This window comes from Actinosynnema sp. NPDC020468, from assembly GCF_040642015.1.
Classification (GTDB): domain Bacteria; phylum Actinomycetota; class Actinomycetes; order Mycobacteriales; family Pseudonocardiaceae; genus Actinosynnema.
Map to the genome: position 1 here is coordinate 174,184 of NZ_JBFAEO010000003.1, position 18,630 is coordinate 192,813.

The window sequence follows — 18,630 nt, forward strand, 5'->3', positions numbered from 1 at the left end:
TCGAGTAGACATCCGATGACCATGCCGCAAGAGTGGGCCGCGTGCCCAGGGTCGCGTTGTTCGCCACGTGCTTGACCGACACGCTGTTCCCGGCGACCGCGCGCGCCGTCGTGACGCTGCTCGAACGGCTCGGCTGCGACGTGGAATTCCCGTTCGACCAGACCTGCTGCGGCCAGATGCACTTCAACACCGGGTACGCGGACCAGGCAAAAGACCTGGCACGCCACTTCGCCCGGGTGTTCGCGGGCTACGACGCGGTGGTGGCGCCCTCCGGCTCGTGCGCGGGCATGGTCCGCGACGTGCACCCCCGGCTCGGCTCGCCGACGCCCGACGCCTACGAGCTGTCCGAGTTCCTGGTGGACGTGCTGGAGGTCCGAGACGTCGGCGCATATTTCCCTCATCGGGTGACGTACCACCCGACGTGCCACTCGCTGCGGGTGCTCGGCGTCGGCGACAAGCCCCTGGCGTTGCTGCGCGCGGTGAAGGGGCTCGACCTCGTGCCGCTGCCCGCCGCCGAGCAGTGCTGCGGTTTCGGCGGCACGTTCGCGCTGAAGAACCCCGACACGTCGACCGCGATGCTGACCGACAAGATGCGGCACGTGCTGGGCACCGGCGCGGAAGTACTGACGGCGGGCGACAACTCGTGCCTGCTGCACGTTGGAGGCGGGTTGTCCCGGCTGCGCGCCGGCGTCCGCCCGGTGCACCTGGCGGAAATCCTGGCGAGCACCGAGGAGGAGCCGTGGGCACCCGCAACCCGGTGACCTGGCTGGGCAGCCCGAAGTTCCCGGACGCGGCGCGCACCGCGCTCGCGGACACCCAGCTGCGGCGCAACCTGCGCCACGCCACCACGACCATCCGCGAGCGCCGGTCGCGGGCCGTCGCCGAGGTGCCGGACTGGGAACGGCTGCGGCGCGCCGGCGAGGCGATCAAGAACGACGTGCTGGCGCGGCTGGACGAGCACCTCGTGCGGCTGGAGGAGTCGGTCGTCGCGCGCGGCGGTGTCGTGCACTGGGCGCGGGACGCGGCCGAGGCGAACGCGATCGTGCTGGGGCTGGTCGGCGACGCGCGCGAGGTCGTCAAGGTCAAGTCGATGGCGACGGCCGAGATCGGGCTGAACGAGGCGCTCGCGGCGTGCGGCGTGCACGCGGTCGAGACGGACCTGGCCGAGCTGATCGTGCAGCTGGGCGAGGACCGGCCGTCGCACATCCTGGTGCCCGCGATCCACCGCAACCGCGCGGAGATCCGGGAGATCTTCCGCCGCAACGGCCTGCACGCGCCGACCGACGACCCGCGCGCGCTCGCCGAGGCGGCCAGGCTGCACCTGCGGGAGAAGTTCCTGTCCTGCGAGGTCGCGGTGTCCGGCGCGAACTTCGCGGTCGCCGACACGGGCTCGGTCGTGGTGCTGGAGTCCGAGGGCAACGGCCGGATGTGCCTGACCCTGCCGCGCCGGCTGATCACCGTGATGGGCCTGGAGAAGGTCGTGCCGACGTGGCGCGACCTGGAGGTGTTCCTGCAACTCCTGCCGCGCTCGTCCACGGCGGAGCGGATGAACCCCTACACGTCGGTGTGGTCCGGCGTGACCCCCGGCGACGGCCCGCAGGAATTCCACCTCGTCCTGGTCGACAACGGTCGCACGGACGTGCTCGCGGACCCGGTCGGCCGGCAGGCGCTGCGGTGCATCCGCTGCTCGGCGTGCCTCAACGTGTGCCCGGTCTACGAGCGCACCGGCGGCGAGTCCTACGGCTCGGTCTACCCCGGCCCGATCGGCGCGATCCTGACCCCGCAGCTCGTCGGCGTGCACGACGAGCAGGCCGCGTCGCTGCCGTTCGCGTCGTCGCTGTGCGGCGCGTGCTTCGAGGCGTGCCCGGTCCGCATCGACATCCCCGAGGTGCTGACCCACCTGCGCGCGAAGGTGGTGCGGGAGAAGGGCCGCACCGCCGAGTCGGTCGCGATGGCGCTCGCGAAGTGGGTCTTCGCCTCGCCCGCCCGCTACGAGAAGGCCCAGAGGCTCGGCACCCTGGCGCGTCTGCTGGCCCGGGACGGCCGGATCTCCCGGCTGCCGGGACCGGGCGCGGCCTGGACGTCGTCCCGCGACGCGCCGGTGCCGCCCGCCGAGTCGTTCCGCGAGTGGTGGAGGCGCACCCGTGGCTGACGCCCGTTCCGAGGTGCTGGCCCGGATCCGGCGCGCGCTGCGCGACCGCCCGACGCCGCCGGAGATCCCGCGCGACTACGTCCGCGAGGCGCCGCCCGACGTCGCGCTGTTCGCCGAGCGCGTCGCCGACTACCGGGCGGTGGTGCACGAGGTCACCGAGCCCGGACTGGTGCCGCTGCTGGGCCGACTGCTCGCCGGACGGCGGATCGTGGTGCCCGACGACGTGCCGTGGCTGCCGGCCGACAGCGGTGTCACGTGGTTGCGCGAACCGCTCCCGGTCGCCGACCTGGACGGCGCGGACGGGGTGCTCACCGGCTGCGCGACCGCGATCGCCGAGACCGGCACCATCGTGCTGGACGCGGGCGTGGCGCAGGGCAGGCGGGCGCTGACCCTGCTGCCCGACCACCACGTGTGCGTGGTGCTGGAGTCCCAGGTCGTCACCACCGTGCCGCAGGCCCTCGAGCGCCTGGACCCGCACCGGCCGCTCACGTTCGTCAGCGGCCCGTCCGCCACCAGCGACATCGAGCTGGACCGGGTCGAGGGCGTGCACGGCCCGCGCACGCTGGAGGTCGTACTGGTCCGCGGCGCGTGACTACTTCAGCAGCCGCGACATCCGCCGGTCGGCCAGCGGTTTGCCGCCGGTCTGGCAGGTCGGGCAGTACTGGAACGCCTTGTCCGCGAACGACACCTCGCGCACCGTGTCGCCGCACACCGGGCACGGCAGCCCGGTCCGCGCGTGCACCCGCAGCCCGGAGCGCTTCTCGCCCTTGAGCTTCGCCGCGCCCTGACCCACCGACCGCGCCACGGCGTCGGTCAGTACCCCGATCAGCGCCTCGTGCAGCCGGTCGAGCGCCTCGTCGGGCAGCCGGCCCGCCGTCGCGTACGGCGACAGCCGGGCGGTGTGCATGATCTCGTCGGAGTAGGCGTTGCCGACGCCCGCGAGCACCGTCTGGTCGGTCAGCGCCGTCTTCAACCGCTCGCCGCGCCCCCGGAACAGGTCCTCGAGCCCGGTCCGGGTGATCGACAGCGCGTCCGGCCCGAGCCGCGCGATGCCCGGCACCTCGGCCGGGTCGGTCACGATCCACGCGGCCAGGCCCTTCTTGGTGCCGGCCTCGGTGAGGTCGAACCCGGGCCCCTGCCCCGGCGGGCCCAGGTGCACGCGCAGCGCCAACGGCCCCTTGCCGGGCTTGAGCGGCGCGGCCGCCAGGGTCTCCGACCAGCGCAGCCACCCGGCGCGCGCGAGGTGCACGACCAGGTGCACGCCGTCGCAGTCCAGGTCGAGGTGCTTGCCGAACCGGCCCGCTCCGGTGACGGTCCGACCCTGGAGGTCGGTCCACGGCGGGCTGAACGTCTTGAGCACCTGCAACGACGCCACGTCGACGCGGTGCACGACCCGGCCCACCGCGTGCTCGCGCAGGTGGTGGGCGAGCGCCTCGACCTCGGGTAGCTCCGGCACGCGACCAGTGTCACCCGAACGCGCCGATCGGTCGAGCCGTGCGCCCGACCCGATCCACGCCGGCCGGGCCGGCGCCCGGCTAGTCGACCGGGGTCAGCGGGCCGTCCAGGTCGGGCAGCGAGTACATCTCGATCTTCCGGGCCACCGTCGACACCTCGTTGCGGACGGTCATGATCCCGCGGATCCGGCCGACCCAGCGCTCCGGCGGCAGCTCGTCGGTCTTCTTGGACTCCGCCGCGACCACCCACGGCCGGCGCAGCGCCCAGCGGGCCGGGAAGAACAGGAACAGCAGGAGCAGCGCGACCACCAGCCACGCGGGCACGATGACGCTCTCCGGTGTCCAGGCGATCAGGATGACCCCCAGCGCCACCACGATGGCGAGCATCAGCACGCCGGGACCGTGCCCGCCGCTCACGTCGTGCTCGAAATCCGCGTCCGCCGCGGGGTTCCGCCACTCGATCTGGCTGCGCACCGTCCACATCCGGCCGTCAGCACCGCGCACCAGCCGCGTCATCACCGTCTCCTCAAGCCGGGGCAACGGGTCCGAATTTACCGGGTGATCGCTGCGCCGGGCGGGTGAACCCCGGAACGCGACCGATCACGGACCGCTCGACGTCGGCGGCGCCGTCGTGGAGGCGGGCGGTGTCGGCTGCGTCGTGGTCGGGGTCAGCGTCGTCGCGACCAGGACCGGCTGCGAGTCGGTGGTGGTCGCGAACGCGGAGGTCGGCGCGGGCGTCGTGGTCGTGGTGGTCGGCGAGGTGCCCGACGTCCCCGAGGTGCCCGACGTGCCGAAGGAGCGCGAACGCGGTTTCGCGGTGGTCGAGGGCGCGGGTTGCGCCGGCACCGCGGTCGGCGGCGCGGCCGTCGTGGTCCGGGCCACGACCGGCGCCTGCTGCCAGACGGCCTGCGACCGGTTGTCCACCTGCTGGGCGACCGGCGGCTTCGGCTCGGGCTCGGTCGCCGCCACCCCGGTCACGGTCACCTCGGTCGAGCACAGCGCCAGCACCTGGTCGCCGTGCGTCCCGTTCGGCCCGGACTCCACCAGCGCCGGACCGGGGCCGCCGGTGAACGTGCCCGCGAGCACGCCGAACAACCCCACCGCGGTCGCCGAGGCGGTCGCGGCCAGCACCAGCTTCACCCGTCCGGTGAGCCACGCGGCCTTGCCCAGCACGACCGGGCCGGCCAGCGCGGTCGCCGCCACCGGCACCGCGACGCTCGCCGCGTGCGCGCGCAGCGTCGAGCAGACCTCGGTCAGCTCGGCGTGCAGCGCGTTGCACGCGGTGCAGGACTGGAGGTGCTTGCGGATCCGGCGCTGCTCGGCGCCCTGCACACCGCCCGCCGTGTAGACGCCCAGCTTCGCGACCACCGAGTGGCACGCGCGCGGGCCGACGTCCTGCGCGAGGTGCGCCTGGAGGTACGCCGCGCGCAACCCCTCCCGGGCCCGCCGCGCCAACGCCGCCATCGCGTTCGGGCTCAGGCCGAAGTTCGGCGCGACCGCCGCCGGCCGCTCGCCCTCCACCTCGACCTGCCACAGCACGCTGCGCCACCGCTCGGGCAGCGACGTGAACGCCCGCGAGATCAGCACGTGCTCGGCGCGCGCCGCCGCCATGTCCGGGAACGGCTCGACCCGGCGGTCGAGCTCCTCGTCCTCGACCGGCACGTCGCGCCGCCGCCCGCTCCACTCCCACGCCACCCGGCGCGCGACGGTCAGCAGGTAGGTGCGCACGTGGTCGTTGGGACCGCTGCCCCGGCGGATCGCCTGGAGCACCCGGAAGAACGCCTCCGCGGTCAGGTCGTCGGCCTCCGCGTGTTCACGGACGTGCCGGGACGCGAACCGACGAACGGCGTCCGCGTGCCGGGAGAACAGCTCGCCGAACGCGGCGTCGTCACCGGCCCTGACCCTGGCGAGCAGTTCCCGGTCGAAATCGGCTTCTCCGGCCATCCCGCCCGGCACCTCCCGCCCCCCGAATGGTCCGTCCGTCAAGATGCCACAACGGAATCGATGCGCTCCGAAGCGATAGCCACCCGAGACCGAAGACCATCCGGTCGTCGTGAGCCGTTCGGAGCAGCCCGGACAGCTGCGTTCCGCAACGATTCGCTCGCTTTCGGTGACGACCCGATCACAGGTGGGCGTCAGGTGACGACGTGGAGTCCTTGCCGCACAGGAATGACGGGTACCGTCCGCCGGGTGGTCGATTGGCGCACAAGGGCCTCCACCCTCGTCCCGGAGCTCAGCGGCGTGGTGGAGCGCGAGTCGTGGTCGTGCCACGTGTTCCTCACGGAGCTGTGGCAACTGGCGCTGGACGCGCACCGCGAGGGCGACCGGGAACTGCTCGGCCGGGTCTACGGGTTCGCGCACTGGTGCTTCCGGCAGGAGCAGTTCCTGTCGAACGCGTCGGTGGTCAGCTTCTACGAGCACGTGTTCGACGAGTGGGACCTGCGCGACGACGTGGCGCCGTGGTTGCCCGCCGAGGTGGTCGACAAGGTGCGGCCGCTGTGGGAGTGGCGCTGGTCGAAGGAGCGGTTGACCGAGGTCGACCGGCTGCTGGCCGGTTCGGGACCCCCCGGTCGCAACGCGGTTTGAGCCGTGCCCTATAGTTCTTCGTGTCAGGCGGATGTAGCGCAGTTGGTAGCGCATCACCTTGCCAAGGTGAGGGTCGCGAGTTCGAGTCTCGTCATCCGCTCTCGCGAAGGCCCGGTTCCCCAGTGCTGGTTTGGGGGAACCGGGCCTTCGACGTTTCCGGGAAAGGGAGTGTTGAGCATGGCCACCACCCGCAAGGCGACGACCCACTGGGAAGGCAACCTGCTGGAGGGCAAGGGCACCGTCGCCCTGGAGTCCTCCGGCATCGGCACCTACGACGTCAGCTGGCCGTCGCGCGCCGAGGCCGCGAACGGCAAGACCAGCCCCGAGGAGCTGATCGCGGCGGCGCACTCGTCGTGCTACTCGATGGCGCTGTCGCACGGCCTCGCGCAGGCGGGCACCCCGCCGACGACCGTCGACACGTCCGCCGAGGTGACGTTCCAGCCCGGCACCGGCATCACCGGCATCCACCTGACCGTGCGCGCGAGCGTGCCCGGCCTGGACGCGGAGGGCTTCGCCGCGGCCGCGCAGAACGCCAAGGAGAACTGCCCGGTGAGCCAGGCGCTCGCCGGCACGACGATCACGCTGACCGCCGAACTGGTGTGACGCCGTCGGTGGTGCCGGTGTCCCAGGAGCCGGCACCACCCCTTCGGGGTTGATTTGACCCCAACGTGGTCGAACCAGTACTCGTAGTGACATGGTCGCCTCGTTCGGCGCTCCGGGGCGGTTGGCCCTCGGATCGCTGCTGGGCGTGGTCCTGGCGGCCCTGTGGGCGTCGAGCCTGGTCGTCTCCGCCCCGCGCGTCGTCCGGTCCGAGCACGAACCCGACGGCGGCGCCGCGATCGTCGTGGTGCGCGGCAGCGAGCAGCCCGGCCGGACTCCGGTGACGTCCACCGGCGTGGTGTCGACCACACTTCGCCCGTCCTCCCGGACGAGCGCGCCGTCCTCCGCGACGACCACCACGACCACGTCGACGACCACCACGACGTCCCTGGTCGCACCCACCACGACCACCGAGGGGACGACGGAGGAGCCGGTCACCACGACGCCGCCGACGACGACCACGACCACCACGCGCAAGCCCTGCGGGCTGATCTTCTGCTAAATCCCCCGTTTAGGTAACGGATCGGAGTTTGGCAGGATCGGGACGTGACGTTCAGCCAGGAACATCATCATCAGCCCCAGCCGAGCCACAACTCACCGACGGTCCGCACCGCACCGGTGCCGAACCGGGGTCCGATCCAGCAGTCCTGGTTCCAGGAGGTCCCGGCCGACCAGGCGCCGGACGCGCAGGTACCGGCCCAGCCGTCCCGCCCCGCGCCGGACCAGCTCTCCGGCAAGCTCTTCTCGGCCCTTCTGGCACCCCAGCCGACCACCGGCGGCCCGGACCTGTTCGCACCGCACACGCCGTCCGACGAGCCCGCCATGCCGCAGCCGACGGCACCACCGCAGACCTCGTCGCTGCCCGTGACCACGCCCGTGCCCGTGCCGCCGCCGATCTCCGCGCCGGCGGTCGCGCACCAGCTCCCCGCACCGCTCCCCGAAGCGCCCCCGACCAACGGTGCCGCGACCAACGGCGTCCCGGTCAACGGTGTCCCCCTCAACGGCACGCCGGTCGACGCCGCGCCCTTCGACACCACCCCGGTGCCGGCCCCGAACGGCACGCACGCGCCCCGGCCGGTGAACGGCGTCCCGGTGGCCCCGCCGGCCGACTCCTACGTGCAGGCGCCGCAGCAGCCCGTCGCGTCCTCGATGTTCGCCGACCACGTGCCGGCCGACCCGGCGCCCGCGCCGCCGCTCACCTCCCGGCTCAACGGCCACCCGGCGCCGGAACCCGAGGACCCGTCGGCGGCCCGCACCGCCTACCTGAAGCCGGTCACCCCGGTCACGCCGCCGCCCGCACCTCGCCCCGCGGCGGAGCCGGGCTGGCCCACGCACACCCCCGAGGACGCCGAGGCCTGGCCGACGACGTCGCCCGACGAGCCGCCGGCACCGGTCGTCGCGGCACCCGCACCGGCGGCACCCGCGCCCGCCGCGACGCCGACGCCGACCCCGGAACCGGTCGCCGCGCCGAAACCCGCGGCCAAGCCCGCGCCGAAACCGCCGAAAAGCGCGCTGCGCCGCATCGCCCGCCGCATCGTGGGCCCGACGATCCTGACCAAGAAGTAGCCGCGAGTCACTTTTCCCGGTCCACCGGACACGGTGCGTGAAATTCGCCCGGCGACACCGCCGAGGCGGGGTCGACGCGCGCTCGCGCCGGCCGTCACCGCCGGTGTTTTGTCACGACCTCGCCGGGCCGCGCCGCAGGTCCGCGCGCCAAGCGCCACAACGACCGGGTCACAAGTGGTGGATCGGGTCAGGCCGTTGCGGCACATACGTCACAATGTCGCACGCGGCTACTGTGGAGGAGCGGGAATGCCCTGGCAAGAGGATCTGGCCGAGTTGGACAAGACCCTGGCTGAGGGTCGGATCAGCGCCGACGAGTACCGGCGGCGCCGCGACGAGATCCTTGCCTCGGCCACGAACGCGCAACCGCCGGCCCAGCAGCAGAACCCCTTCGGCCAGCCCTTCCGGTGGGAGGCCGCACGCCCGCAGGAGGCCCAGCCCGCGGGCAACCCGGAGCAGACCCAGGTGGTCGGCACCGGCGCGGCGGCCGTGCCCGCCGACCAGAACAACCCCGAGAAGACCCAGGTGGTGCGGGCGGGCAACCCGGACGCCGAGCGCACCCAGTTCGTCCGCCCGGTGCAGCAGACCGGCGGTTTCCCGCCGCCGCAGCAGCCCCAGCAACCGCAGCAGCCGAACTGGCAGGCCGGTCCGACGACCCCGCCGTGGGGCGGCGACTCGTTCGGCGACGGCGGCCACGGCTGGATCGCGCAGGGCCCCGAGGTGTTCGACGACAAGCCGTCGGGCAAGGGCAAGAAGATCCTCGCCATCATCGGCGTCGTGGCGGTGCTCGCGGGCATCGGCGTCGGCGTCTACTTCCTGACCGCCGGCAAGTCCGACGAGGCCGCGCAGCCGGGCACGTCGAGCACGCCCACCACGTCCGTCTCCGCCTCCACGGCCGCGCCGACCACGACCACGAGCGCCGGGCCGAAGCTGCCGCTGGAGGGCGTCAAGGGCAAGCTCGACTCGGCGTCCAGCGGCGAGACGACGGTCAGCGCCGCGCAGCAGAAGAGCCAGTTCAGCCCGGACGAGGCGACGCTGATGACCAACTGCGGCGCGAAGGCGGGCCTCGCGCAGGTGCTGTTCCAGACCGACTGGTACACCCAGGTGCACGTCTTCAAGTGCGGCGACTCGACCACCGCGGCCACCGCCGCCAAGGGCCTGATGGAGCTCCAGGCGGGCTACGGCTTCGGGCCCGGCACCGGCCCGTCCGGCCTCGCGATCATGTTCGCGGACAAGGCGACCGACGTGCCGGACGTGCCGTTCGACCAGCGCGCGTTCTACTCCTCGGGCACCTCGCTGATCCGGATCGAGGTCCGCGGCCGCACGAAGGAGGCCGCGAACACCGGCATGAGCGAGGTCTACGCGGCCATCACGAAGGGCTACCCGGCGAAGTGACCCCGCGGGCGTGCCACGCCCACGCGGTGGCGAGGATCTCCGGCAGCCCGAACCGGGCGCGCCAGCCGAGCAACTGTTCGGCCCGCGCCGGGTCCGACCACACGACGGGCGGGTCCCCCGCCCGTCGCTCGCCGAACCGCACCGGCACCGGCACGCCCGCCACCTCCTCCAGGCCCTTCACCACCGCGAGCACCGAGTACCCGTCGCCGGTGCCGAGGTTCAGCGCACCCGACGCGCCGCCGTCGGCCAGGTGCCGCACCGCGCTCACGTGCGCGTCCGCGAGGTCGACCACGTGCGTGTAGTCGCGGACCGCGGTCCCGTCCGGCGTGTCGTAGTCCGCGCCGAACAGCACGACCTCGTCCCGGAACCCGAGCGCGGCCTTCGCCAGCAGCGGCACCAGGTTGCGGGTCGGGCCCCAGTCCTCGCCGATCGACGCGTCCAGGCTCGCGCCGGCCGCGTTGAAGTAGCGCAGCGACATCCAGCGCAGGCCGTGCGCGGCGCCGAACGCCTCGATCATCCGCTCGGCGGTGAGCTTGCTCAGGCCGTACGGGCTGACCGGCGCGAGCGGGCTGTCCTCGGTGACGGGCAGGTCGCGCGCCGCGCCGTAGACCGAGCAGCTGGACGAGAACACCAGGTCCCGCACGCCCGCCGCGACCAGCGCCTCCAGCACGGACAGCGTGCCGGACACGTTGACCTTGAAGTACCGCCCGGGATCGGTCATCGACTCGCCCGGGTTCTTCAAGCCCGCGAGGTGCACGCACGCGGTCACGCCGTGCTCGCGCGCCACGGCGGTGAGCCGCGCGGTGTCCAGCACGTCCAACTCGACCAGCGGGCTGCCCGGCGGCACGGCGGACGCGGCGCCGGTGCGCAGGTCGTCGACCACGACGACCTCCCGGCCCGCCGCGACCAGCGCGTGCGCCACGTGCGACCCGACGTACCCGGCGCCACCAGTGACCAGAATCGTCACGACCCGTCCTCCCGTCCGCGTGATCGGCGGGCGAAACGCTAGGCCATGCGACGGGTCGGAGCACACGAGGGGAAAGATTGCGAGCCATGACCGGACAAGTCGTGTACCTGGCGCCTGACTTCGCGGAGCCGTCAGGCGGGATGCGCGCCATCTACCGGCACGCCGAGACCGCGCGGGCGGCCGGGCTGGACGCCAAGGTCTGGCACTTCGCCGAGGACTTCAAGTGCGACTGGTTCGCCACGTCGGCGACCGTGGTGCGGGGCGCGTCCCTCGACCTCGGGCCGAACGACCTGCTGGTGGTGCCCGAGGTGATGGTGCTGACCGGGTTCGACCCGGCGCCGGGCGTCCGCAAGGTGGTCTACAACCAGAACCACTTCTACACGTTCGACAACTTCGAGGGCGCGGCCTACCCGGGCTGGAGCCCGGCGCCCGCGGTGTGGACGGCGTCCGACGTCAGCGTCGCGGTGCTGCGCCGGCTGCACCCCGACCTCGCGGTGCTCCAGGTGCCGTACGCGATCGACGGCGACGTGTTCCGGTCCGCGGCGACCCGGAAGCGGCGCGTGGTGTGGATGCCGCGCAAGCGCCGGCGCGAGGCCGCGCTGCTGGAGGTGCTGTTCCGCAACGACCCGCGGTTCGCCGACGTGGAGCTGGTGCCGCTGGACGGCGCGAGCGAGGCGCACACCGCGGACGTGCTGGCCGAGGCGTCGGTGTTCGTGGCGCTGGGCGCGGAGGAGGGTTTCGGCCTCCCGGTGCCGGAGGCGCTCGCGGCGGGCTGCGCGGTCGTCGGCTACCCGGCGGGCGGCGGCGCGGAGCTGTTCACCGCGCCGAACGCGCACGAGATCGCCGACGCGGACGTGCTGGCCGTGGTGGACGAGGTGGCGCGGCTGCTGGACTCCGAACCCGACCGCGCCGCGTCCCGGTCGTGGGTGCTGGAGCGCTACTCGACGGCCCGGATGGCGGACGCGCTGCTCGGCGCGATCGACGTGGCGCTGGCGATGCCCGCCGACGGCGGCACGGCGACCCACCCGCTGGCCCGCGTGGACACCGAGTCCGGCGACGACCTGGCGGAGGCCGCCGCGCAGGTGGAGCGGGCGACCGAGTTCGCCGAGGAGCAGGCCGCGGCCCGGGAGCGGGCCAAGGCGTTCGCCGAGGAGCAGACGGCCGCGCGCGAGCGGGCCGAGTCGATCGCGCAGAACCTGGAGGACAGCTTCCAGGCCGCGCTCGGCGAGCTGACCGCGGCCAGGCAGAAGGCGCACCGGCTGGAGAACGAGCTGGCCGACCTGCGCGTGGAGTACAAGGAGCTGGGCACCGCCGCCGAGCGGCTGACCGCGCTCGACCAGACCGCCGCGCTGCTCGCCCAGTACACCCGCGACAACGACCGGCTCAACCGGCGGCTGGACGAGGAGATCCGGCAGGCCACGCACGTGCGCCGGACGCTCGAGGAGCGGGTCGCCGAGCTGGAGCACTCGACCAGCTGGAAGGTCACCGCGCCGCTGCGCAGGGCCAGCGACCGGATGCGGGGTGACAAGCGTGGCTGAGCCGCGGTTGAGGGTGCTCCAGTCGCCCTTCCAGAACGCGTTCTTCCACGAGCTGGCCGACGCGCTGGTCGCGGAGGCGACGGCGCTGGGCGCGGACGCCGAGGTGGTCACCACGATGGTGGAGACCGAGCCGGACGACGTGTTCGTGCTGCTGCCCACGCACGAGTACGCCGCGCTGGAGGGTTCGCACTGGCTGGAGAACGAGCGCATCGCGCAGCGGGTCATCGGCATCACCGCCGAGCAGCCGTCGTCCAGCCACTTCGACACCAACGTCCACCTGGGCGGCCGACTCGCGGCGGTGTTCGACTTCAGCAAGCACGCCGTGGAGGCCTACGAGGCGCGCGGCGTGCGGGCGCGGCACCTCCAGTTCGGCTGGACGCCGTCGTGGGACCGGTTCGACGCCACCCGCGAGCGCGACCTCGACGTGCTGTTCCTGGGTTGCGGCACGCCGCGCCGGGAGCACGCGCTGGCCAAGCTCGGCCGTCGGCTGTGGTCGACGAACAGCCGGCTGATCATCTCCGACAACGCCGCGCCGAACACCTCCGACCACGGCGGTTTCGTCACGGGCGAGAAGAAGCGCGACCTGCTCGCCGGCACCAAGGTGCTGCTCAACATCCACCAGGCGGAAGAGCCGTACTTCGAGTGGCTCCGGGCCGTCGAGGCGGCGCACACCGGCGCCGTGACGCTGTCCGAGACGTCGCTGCACACCGAACCTTTCGTCGGCGGCGAGCACCTGGAGTTCTCGGCCCTGTCCGCGCTGCCGCACCGGCTCGACGCGCTGCTGGACGACCCGGACCGGCTGGCCGCGCTGCGCCTGGCCGCGTACGGGTTGATCAAGGAGACGCCGTTCGCCCGCGGCGTGGAACGGCTGTTGGAGGTCGCGAAGGACGTCCGGCGCGGCGCGCGGCCGGTGGCCCTGCACGTCGGCCCGACGCGGCCCGGCCCGTTCCGGCCGAACCTGGTGGCGCCGTGGGAGCGCGAGCGGGACGGCACCGACGTGGTGCGGCAGGCGATCCGGGAGATCCGGCTGGACCTGGTCGACCTGCGCCGCCGGGTGTCGGCGGACCCGTCGATCGACCCGACGCCGGTGGTGGACCTGCGCACGCCGTCGTGGGACCGCCGCCCCAAGCCCCGCGTCTCGGTGATCATGGCGCTGTACAACCACGAGCCGTACGTGGTGGAGGCGCTGGAGTCGGCCGCGTCCGGCTCGTACACCGACCTGGAGATCGTGGTCACCGACGACGGCTCCACCGACGGGTCCGGCGCGGCCGTGCGCGAGTGGATGCTGCGGTCGCCGCAGGTCGCGGCCACCCTGGTGCGACACCCGGTGAACCGCGGTCTGCCCAGGGCCCGCAACACCTCGATCGCGCACGCGCGCGGCGAGCTGGTGTTCGTGCTGGACGCGGACAACGCGATCACCCCGACCGGCCTGGAACGGCTGGTGGCGGCGCTGGACGCGGACCCGGAGGCGGCGTTCGCCTACGGCGTGCTCCAGCGGTTCGACCCGACCGGCCCGCTCGGGCTGATGGGCGTGTGGCCGTGGGAGCCGTGGCGGTTCCGCTACTACAACTACATCGACGCGATGGCGCTGGTGCGCGCCGAGGCGCTGGCCGACCTGGGCGGGTACACCGTCGACCGGCGGCTGCACGGCTGGGAGGACTACCAGCTGTGGTGCCGGATCGCGGAGAACGGCGGTCACGCGGCGCACGTGCAGACCGTCGTCGGCCGGTACCGGTCGTCCGCGACGTCCATGCTGAGCCTGACGAACGTGTCCACCGACGCGGGCTACGACGCGCTGCGGGAGAGCTGCCCGCGGGTCATGTCCGGCGCGCTGGAGCTGTCCGGCGACCGGCTCGCGGACTGGCTGAACGACGTGCGCGGCGCCCGCACGCTGCGGGACGGCTGGCTGACCGACTGGGAGCGCGAGCGCGCGTGAGTACGCTGGGCTGTTCCACATCCGAGGGAGGCGTCAGATGCGCGCGGTGGTGACCGGTGGCGCCGGGTTCGTGGGTTCGCACCTGGTGGACCGGCTGGTCGCGGACGGGTGGCGGGTGGTCGTGCTGGACGACCTGTCCTCCGGCGACACCGCGAACGTCGAGGCGCACCGGGGTGTCGAGGGCTTCGAGTTCCACGAGGTCGACATCTGCGGCGACTGGACCGTGGCCGGTGACGTGGACCTGGTGCTGAACTTCGCCAGTCCCGCGTCGCCGCCCCGGTACCTGGAGCGACCGCTGGAGACGCTGGACGTCGGCTCGACGGGCGTGCGCAAGGTCGTGGAGTTCGCCGCGGCCAAGGGCGCGCGCCTGGTGCAGGCGTCGACGAGCGAGGTCTACGGCGAGCCGACCGTGCACCCGCAGACCGAGGAGTACTGGGGCAACGTCAACCCGATCGGCCCGCGCAGCGTCTACGACGAGTCGAAGCGGTTCGCCGAGGCGCTGCTGGCCGCGCACCACCGGCTCGGCCGGGTCGACGTGGGCATCGTGCGGATCTTCAACACCTACGGCCCGCGGCTGCGCGCGTCCGACGGCCGGGTGGTGTCGAACTTCGTGGACCAGGCGCTGCGCGGCGAGCCGCTGACCGTGTACGGCACGGGCAACCAGACCCGCAGCTTCTGCTACGTGGACGACCTGGTGCGCGGCGTGCTGGCGTTCGCCGCGCAACCGGGCGAGCTGGGTCCGGTGAACCTGGGCAACCCGCACGAGGTCACCGTGCTGGACCTGGCGACCCTGGTCGGCGAGCTGACCGGCACCAGGGTCGAACTGGTGCACTCGGAGCTGCCCGCGGACGACCCGACGCAGCGCCGCCCGGACATCACCCGGGCGGGCCAGCTCCTCGGGTGGAAGCCCGAGGTGTCGCTGCGCGACGGCCTGTCCCGGACCGTGGAGTGGTTCCGGGCCCGGGGCTAGGGCGCGGGGCCGGCTAGCGGCCGATGCCGACGGTGTCCAGGTCGGCGAGCCGCAGCACGTCCTGGTCGAGCAGGTTGCGCGTGTCCACGACGACCCGCCCGGCCATCCGCTCGGCCAGGTCGGCCCAGTCGAGCTTGCGGAACTCGGGCCACTCGGTGAGCAGCACGACGGCGTCGGCGTCCTTCACCGCCTGCTGCGGGTCGCCGACGACCAGCACGTCGTCGGTGACGCCCGCGACCGGTGCCGGCACGGCCGGGTCGAAGGCGACCAGGTCGGCGCCGCGCTCGCGCAGCTTCCGGGCCACGGCGAGGGCGGGCGAGTCGCGCAGGTCGTCGGTGCCCGCCTTGAACGCGAGCCCGAGCAGCCCGAGCCGGACCCCGTCGAGCGAGCCGCCGACCGCAGCGACGACCTTCTCCACGACCCGGTCGCGCTGCTGCTCGTTGGTGTCGATGGTGGCCCGGACCAGCGCGAAGTCGAACCCGGCCGCCTCGGACATCCGCAACAGCGCGTGGGTGTCCTTGGGCAGGCACGAGCCGCCCCAGCCGGGTCCGGGCTGGAGGAACGACTGCCCGATCCGGTGGTCGAAGCCCATGCCCTCGGCGACGTCCGCGATGTCCGCGCCGAGCCGTTCGCACAGCTCGGCCATCGCGTTGACGTAGGACAGCTTCATGGCGAGGAAGCAGTTCGCCGCGTACTTGACCATCTCGGCGCTGGCCGCGGACGTGAGCACGGTCGGCACGCCCACCCGCGCGTACAGGGCGGAAACCCGCTCGGCCGCGTGCTGCACGTCGGAGCCGACCACGATCCGGTCGGGGTGCATGAAGTCGCGGACCGCGCTGCCCTCGCGCAGGAACTCCGGGTTCGACACCACGGAGACGTCGTCGCGGCCGAGCAGCTCGACCACCCGCGCCGCGGTGCCCACCGGCACGGTCGACTTGGTGACCAGCACGCAGTCGGCGGGCAGCAGCTCGCGCACCTCGGCGATCACCGCCTCCACCGCGGACAGGTCGGCCGCGCCGCCCGCGCCCATCGGCGTCGGCAGGCACAGGAACACCACCTCGGCGTCGCCGACCGCGTTCGCCGCGCCCACCACGAAGTCCAGCCGGCGCGAGGCGAGCCCCTCGGCGACGAGCTCGGTCAAGCCCTCCTCGAGGATCGGCACGTGCCCCTCCAGGAGGCGCGCCACCTTCCGCTTGTCGATGTCGGCGCACACCACGCGGTGGCCGAGCGAGGCCAGACACGCCGCGGTGGTCAACCCGACGTAGCCCACTCCCACGACCGCTACCCGACGAACGAACACCTGTTCCCCCAACCGACATGAGTGGTCCCGCGATCGTCGCACACGCCCGTCAGCGCGGGCGCTTCGCCAGTTCGGCGGCGATGACGTCGACGGCTTCCTTGTCCAGCAACGAGTTCGTGCCGCCGACCAGGCTGCGCTCGGCGGTCTCGAAGACCACCACGTCGCGGTCGGCGAGCATGGCGGCGACCGCCTGCGGGTCGGTGCCCGCGGTGTCGCTGTGCACCAGGCGCAGGTCGGCGAACGGCGCGGTGGTGAACGGCGCGAAGTTGAACAGGAACGAGTCGCCGATCAGGCCGACGGACCCGCGGACCAGCCCGGTGCCGGGGAACCGGGTCACCCGCGTCGGCTCGCGGAACGTGCCCTCGGCGACGTCGTGGCCCTGGATCGCCATGCCGTCGGGCGCGAGGTCGTAGGTCTGCACGTCGACCTCGTCGGCGCGGCCGAGCAGCCTCGGCAGGTCGGGCGCGAGCCGCTCGACGGTGCCCGTGGTGGTGTGCCAGGTCTTCGCGACGCCGGGTTGGACGCGTTCGGCGAGCGCCTTGGTGGCGACCGTCGCCGAGCCGTAGGTCCAGTGCGAGTCGAGCGCCTGGTAGGTGGGCGCCTTGGTGTCGACGCCTGCCTGGGTGAGCACCGGCCGCAGGTCGAGCAGCCCCTTCTCCTTGCCCAGGCGCTGCCACAGGTCGGCGTTGACCTCGTCGTGGCAGGACTTGCCGAGGTAGGACGCGGGCAGCCGGCCGGGTTCCTGGGTGCTCTTGTCCGGCACGACGGTGAACACGAACGTGCGGCCGGACTTCTCCACCGCGTCGCGCAGCGCGCGGACCGACTCCAGGACCTGGTCGAGCGGCTTCTCCGGGTGGCACGCGTTGAGCGCGTCGAGGCCGAGGTAGAGCCAGCCGTCGCGGCCTTCCACGACCTTCGGGAACAGCGACGCGTTCGGCCGGTCGGCCGGCGTCTTCGGCGGCGCGGGCGCCTTCGTGTCGTCGATGGGACCGGTCGGGTGCTGCTGACCGAACTGGTAGGGCTCGCCGAACACGCCGCGGCTGATGCCGTCGACGGCGGACACGGCCTGCTGCCGCAGCGGGAGGTGGTCGCCCGCCCACTCGTCCAGCCCGGTCAGCAGGTTCCAGCCGGTGGGGAACGGGGCGAGCTTGCGGTTCTCGAACTCGCCCGGCCGCACGCCGAAGACCCACAGCAGCAGCGGCACGCAGAAGAAGACGCCGGCGGCGGTGAGGGCGGTGTGCTGGCGGGCGGAGTGCCTCGGCCGGTACATCGCGTGCTCGCGCGGGAGGAACGACTCGTTCAGCGCCGGGAGGGGTGCCCGCTCCGCGGCCTTGGACGACTCAGCGCTCACACCCCGCAGCGTAGCCGGCACCGGCCTCACCCGAACGTGGTTCGCCGGTTCGGGTGGATTCGCCGGGGTCGGTCCGGGCAACCCCAGCGTCGCCGTATGCGTCTACAGGGGTGGACGGGCGTCTACAGGGGTGGACGGACCCCCGGGTGGCGGAGGGTGGTGCGAAGTGGTCACTGTGAGCCTCGTCACCATGGCCGCCGGCGCATTTCTGCTGCGTACCGTCCGCGTACTGCGAACAGCCCGGAAAAACAGCGACGGTCAACGCCGTATTGAGACCTCTCCCGACCGGGTAGTCCCTATGGCGGATTGAACGCTTGCCGTACGATCATTTCCGGGTCATCAGACCTGTACCTGCTAGGGGACCTCAGAACAGAGGTAGGTGCGCCATGGATCTCGCACTCAGCAAGGTGATCGAGCTGCGCGAAAGCGGATTCCAGTTCCTCCACCTCCGGGACGAGGACGGCCAGCTCGACCGCATCATGGCGTTCAAGCAGCGCAGAGGCTTCATCGACTCCATCCTCTTCTGGTCGGAGACCGAGGCCCGCGCCGGACGCCTGCCCGCCGTGCGGGACAGCACCCGCGCCGCCCAGGCCGTGTGGATCTACGAGGGTCCGCTGGTCGAGGCGGTCGACCGGCTGCTGGACCTGCCCGAGCCCGGCTCGCGCAACGCGCCGTCGCTGATGAAGCGGACCGCGTCGGACCTCGCCGTGGTCACCACGCTGCCGTTCAAGCTGAAGCTGCCGCCCGGCGCGATCGCGTAGCACCGCGGCTCGGCCCCGTTCCAGCACCCGTCCCATCACGGTCCGTGAGTGCCGCTC

General features: G+C 73.0%; 18 protein-coding genes and 1 tRNA gene. 13 read left to right on the plus strand and 6 right to left on the minus strand.

Annotated elements, in window-relative coordinates:
* Window positions 1–41: 41 nt before the first annotated feature.
* Genes AB0G50_RS04475 through AB0G50_RS04485 form a run of 3 tightly spaced genes read left to right on the plus strand, consistent with a single transcriptional unit; the run spans window position 42 to window position 2,744 of the window.
* On the plus strand, window positions 42–761 hold the full coding sequence (locus AB0G50_RS04475; RefSeq protein ID WP_360102181.1) for a (Fe-S)-binding protein: 720 nt from the start codon (window positions 42–44) through the stop codon (window positions 759–761).
* A complete protein-coding gene (locus tag AB0G50_RS04480) occupies window positions 740–2,152 on the plus strand; it encodes a LutB/LldF family L-lactate oxidation iron-sulfur protein (protein ID WP_360102183.1) in 1,413 nt (470 codons plus the stop codon). The genes AB0G50_RS04475 and AB0G50_RS04480 overlap by 22 nt, the downstream gene beginning before the upstream one ends.
* Window positions 2,145–2,744: an LUD domain-containing protein gene (locus AB0G50_RS04485; RefSeq protein ID WP_360102185.1), complete on the plus strand. Its 600-nt coding sequence runs from the start codon at window positions 2,145–2,147 to the stop codon at window positions 2,742–2,744. The genes AB0G50_RS04480 and AB0G50_RS04485 overlap by 8 nt, the downstream gene beginning before the upstream one ends.
* Here the strand turns inward: AB0G50_RS04485 and AB0G50_RS04490 are convergent, their stop codons facing one another.
* The 3 genes from AB0G50_RS04490 to AB0G50_RS04500 form a co-directional block, all read right to left on the minus strand.
* Window positions 2,745–3,608, minus strand: a complete 864-nt coding sequence (locus AB0G50_RS04490) for a DNA-formamidopyrimidine glycosylase family protein (RefSeq protein ID WP_360102187.1) — start codon at window positions 3,606–3,608, stop codon at window positions 2,745–2,747. It abuts the gene before it with no gap.
* 79 nt (window positions 3,609–3,687) lie between these two features.
* The gene (locus AB0G50_RS04495) at window positions 3,688–4,122 is read right to left on the minus strand and encodes a DUF983 domain-containing protein (RefSeq protein WP_360102190.1); all 435 of its coding nucleotides are present in this window, start codon (window positions 4,120–4,122) and stop codon (window positions 3,688–3,690) included.
* An 84-nt stretch (window positions 4,123–4,206) separates the two neighbouring features.
* Complete coding sequence (locus AB0G50_RS04500) at window positions 4,207–5,550, minus strand: sigma-70 family RNA polymerase sigma factor (protein ID WP_360102191.1); 1,344 nt, start codon at window positions 5,548–5,550, stop codon at window positions 4,207–4,209.
* Between the two features lie 246 nt (window positions 5,551–5,796).
* Between AB0G50_RS04500 and AB0G50_RS04505 the strand changes: the two genes are divergently transcribed.
* From AB0G50_RS04505 to AB0G50_RS04530, 6 genes are all read left to right on the plus strand, one after another.
* Entirely contained in the window at window positions 5,797–6,192 is a 396-nt protein-coding gene (locus AB0G50_RS04505; protein WP_360102193.1) for a hypothetical protein, read from the plus strand.
* A gap of 27 nt (window positions 6,193–6,219) precedes the next feature.
* Window positions 6,220–6,292: transfer RNA gene (locus tag AB0G50_RS04510), tRNA-Gly, on the plus strand.
* A gap of 77 nt (window positions 6,293–6,369) precedes the next feature.
* On the plus strand, window positions 6,370–6,795 hold the full coding sequence (locus AB0G50_RS04515) for an OsmC family protein (RefSeq protein WP_360102195.1): 426 nt from the start codon (window positions 6,370–6,372) through the stop codon (window positions 6,793–6,795).
* Window positions 6,796–6,886: 91 nt separating this feature from the next.
* Window positions 6,887–7,294, plus strand: a complete 408-nt coding sequence (locus tag AB0G50_RS04520; protein WP_360102197.1) for a hypothetical protein — start codon at window positions 6,887–6,889, stop codon at window positions 7,292–7,294.
* A gap of 44 nt (window positions 7,295–7,338) precedes the next feature.
* Window positions 7,339–8,358 carry a hypothetical protein gene (locus tag AB0G50_RS04525; protein WP_360102199.1) on the plus strand — a complete coding sequence of 340 codons (1,020 nt, stop codon included), beginning with the start codon at window positions 7,339–7,341 and terminating at the stop codon, window positions 8,356–8,358.
* Between the two features lie 246 nt (window positions 8,359–8,604).
* On the plus strand, window positions 8,605–9,750 hold the full coding sequence (locus AB0G50_RS04530; protein WP_360102201.1) for a hypothetical protein: 1,146 nt from the start codon (window positions 8,605–8,607) through the stop codon (window positions 9,748–9,750).
* Here the strand turns inward: AB0G50_RS04530 and galE are convergent.
* Complete coding sequence (gene galE / locus AB0G50_RS04535) at window positions 9,725–10,717, minus strand: UDP-glucose 4-epimerase GalE (RefSeq protein ID WP_360102203.1); 993 nt, start codon at window positions 10,715–10,717, stop codon at window positions 9,725–9,727. The two genes, AB0G50_RS04530 and galE, sit on opposite strands and share 26 nt — an antisense overlap.
* 86 nt (window positions 10,718–10,803) lie before the next feature.
* Here galE and AB0G50_RS04540 point away from each other — a divergent pair, with 86 nt between their 5' ends.
* Genes AB0G50_RS04540 through AB0G50_RS04550 form a run of 3 tightly spaced genes read left to right on the plus strand, consistent with a single transcriptional unit; the run spans window position 10,804 to window position 15,161 of the window.
* Entirely contained in the window at window positions 10,804–12,255 is a 1,452-nt protein-coding gene (locus AB0G50_RS04540) for a glycosyltransferase (RefSeq protein ID WP_360102205.1), read from the plus strand.
* Window positions 12,248–14,191, plus strand: coding sequence for a glycosyltransferase family 2 protein (locus AB0G50_RS04545; protein WP_360102207.1), 1,944 nt, complete (start codon window positions 12,248–12,250; stop codon window positions 14,189–14,191). Before AB0G50_RS04540 ends, AB0G50_RS04545 begins: the two co-directional genes overlap by 8 nt.
* 37 nt (window positions 14,192–14,228) lie before the next feature.
* A complete protein-coding gene (locus AB0G50_RS04550) occupies window positions 14,229–15,161 on the plus strand; it encodes a UDP-glucuronic acid decarboxylase family protein (RefSeq protein WP_360102209.1) in 933 nt (310 codons plus the stop codon).
* Between the two features lie 13 nt (window positions 15,162–15,174).
* Here AB0G50_RS04550 and AB0G50_RS04555 read toward each other — a convergent pair whose 3' ends face one another.
* Window positions 15,175–16,461, minus strand: coding sequence for a UDP-glucose/GDP-mannose dehydrogenase family protein (locus AB0G50_RS04555; protein ID WP_360102211.1), 1,287 nt, complete (start codon window positions 16,459–16,461; stop codon window positions 15,175–15,177).
* Window positions 16,462–16,510: 49 nt separating this feature from the next.
* Entirely contained in the window at window positions 16,511–17,812 is a 1,302-nt protein-coding gene (locus tag AB0G50_RS04560) for a hypothetical protein (RefSeq protein ID WP_360102213.1), read from the minus strand.
* 386 nt (window positions 17,813–18,198) lie between these two features.
* Here AB0G50_RS04560 and AB0G50_RS04565 point away from each other — a divergent pair, with 386 nt between their 5' ends.
* Window positions 18,199–18,573, plus strand: coding sequence for a hypothetical protein (locus tag AB0G50_RS04565; protein WP_360102215.1), 375 nt, complete (start codon window positions 18,199–18,201; stop codon window positions 18,571–18,573).
* The last annotated feature ends 57 nt before the right edge of the window (window positions 18,574–18,630 follow it).

Excerpts from the sequence above, each read along its gene's own strand:
- AB0G50_RS04500 (WP_360102191.1), bottom strand. The coding sequence starts at position 5,550 with ATGGCCGGAGAAGCCGATTTCGACCGGGAACTGCTCGCCAGGGTCAGG.
- AB0G50_RS04495 (WP_360102190.1), bottom strand. The coding sequence starts at position 4,122 with ATGACGCGGCTGGTGCGCGGTGCTGACGGCCGGATGTGGACGGTGCGC.
- AB0G50_RS04530 (WP_360102201.1), top strand. The coding sequence starts at position 8,605 with ATGCCCTGGCAAGAGGATCTGGCCGAGTTGGACAAGACCCTGGCTGAG.
- AB0G50_RS04540 (WP_360102205.1), top strand. The coding sequence starts at position 10,804 with ATGACCGGACAAGTCGTGTACCTGGCGCCTGACTTCGCGGAGCCGTCA.
- AB0G50_RS04520 (WP_360102197.1), top strand. The coding sequence starts at position 6,887 with ATGGTCGCCTCGTTCGGCGCTCCGGGGCGGTTGGCCCTCGGATCGCTG.
- AB0G50_RS04550 (WP_360102209.1), top strand. The coding sequence starts at position 14,229 with ATGCGCGCGGTGGTGACCGGTGGCGCCGGGTTCGTGGGTTCGCACCTG.
- AB0G50_RS04515 (WP_360102195.1), top strand. The coding sequence starts at position 6,370 with ATGGCCACCACCCGCAAGGCGACGACCCACTGGGAAGGCAACCTGCTG.
- AB0G50_RS04565 (WP_360102215.1), top strand. The coding sequence starts at position 18,199 with ATGGATCTCGCACTCAGCAAGGTGATCGAGCTGCGCGAAAGCGGATTC.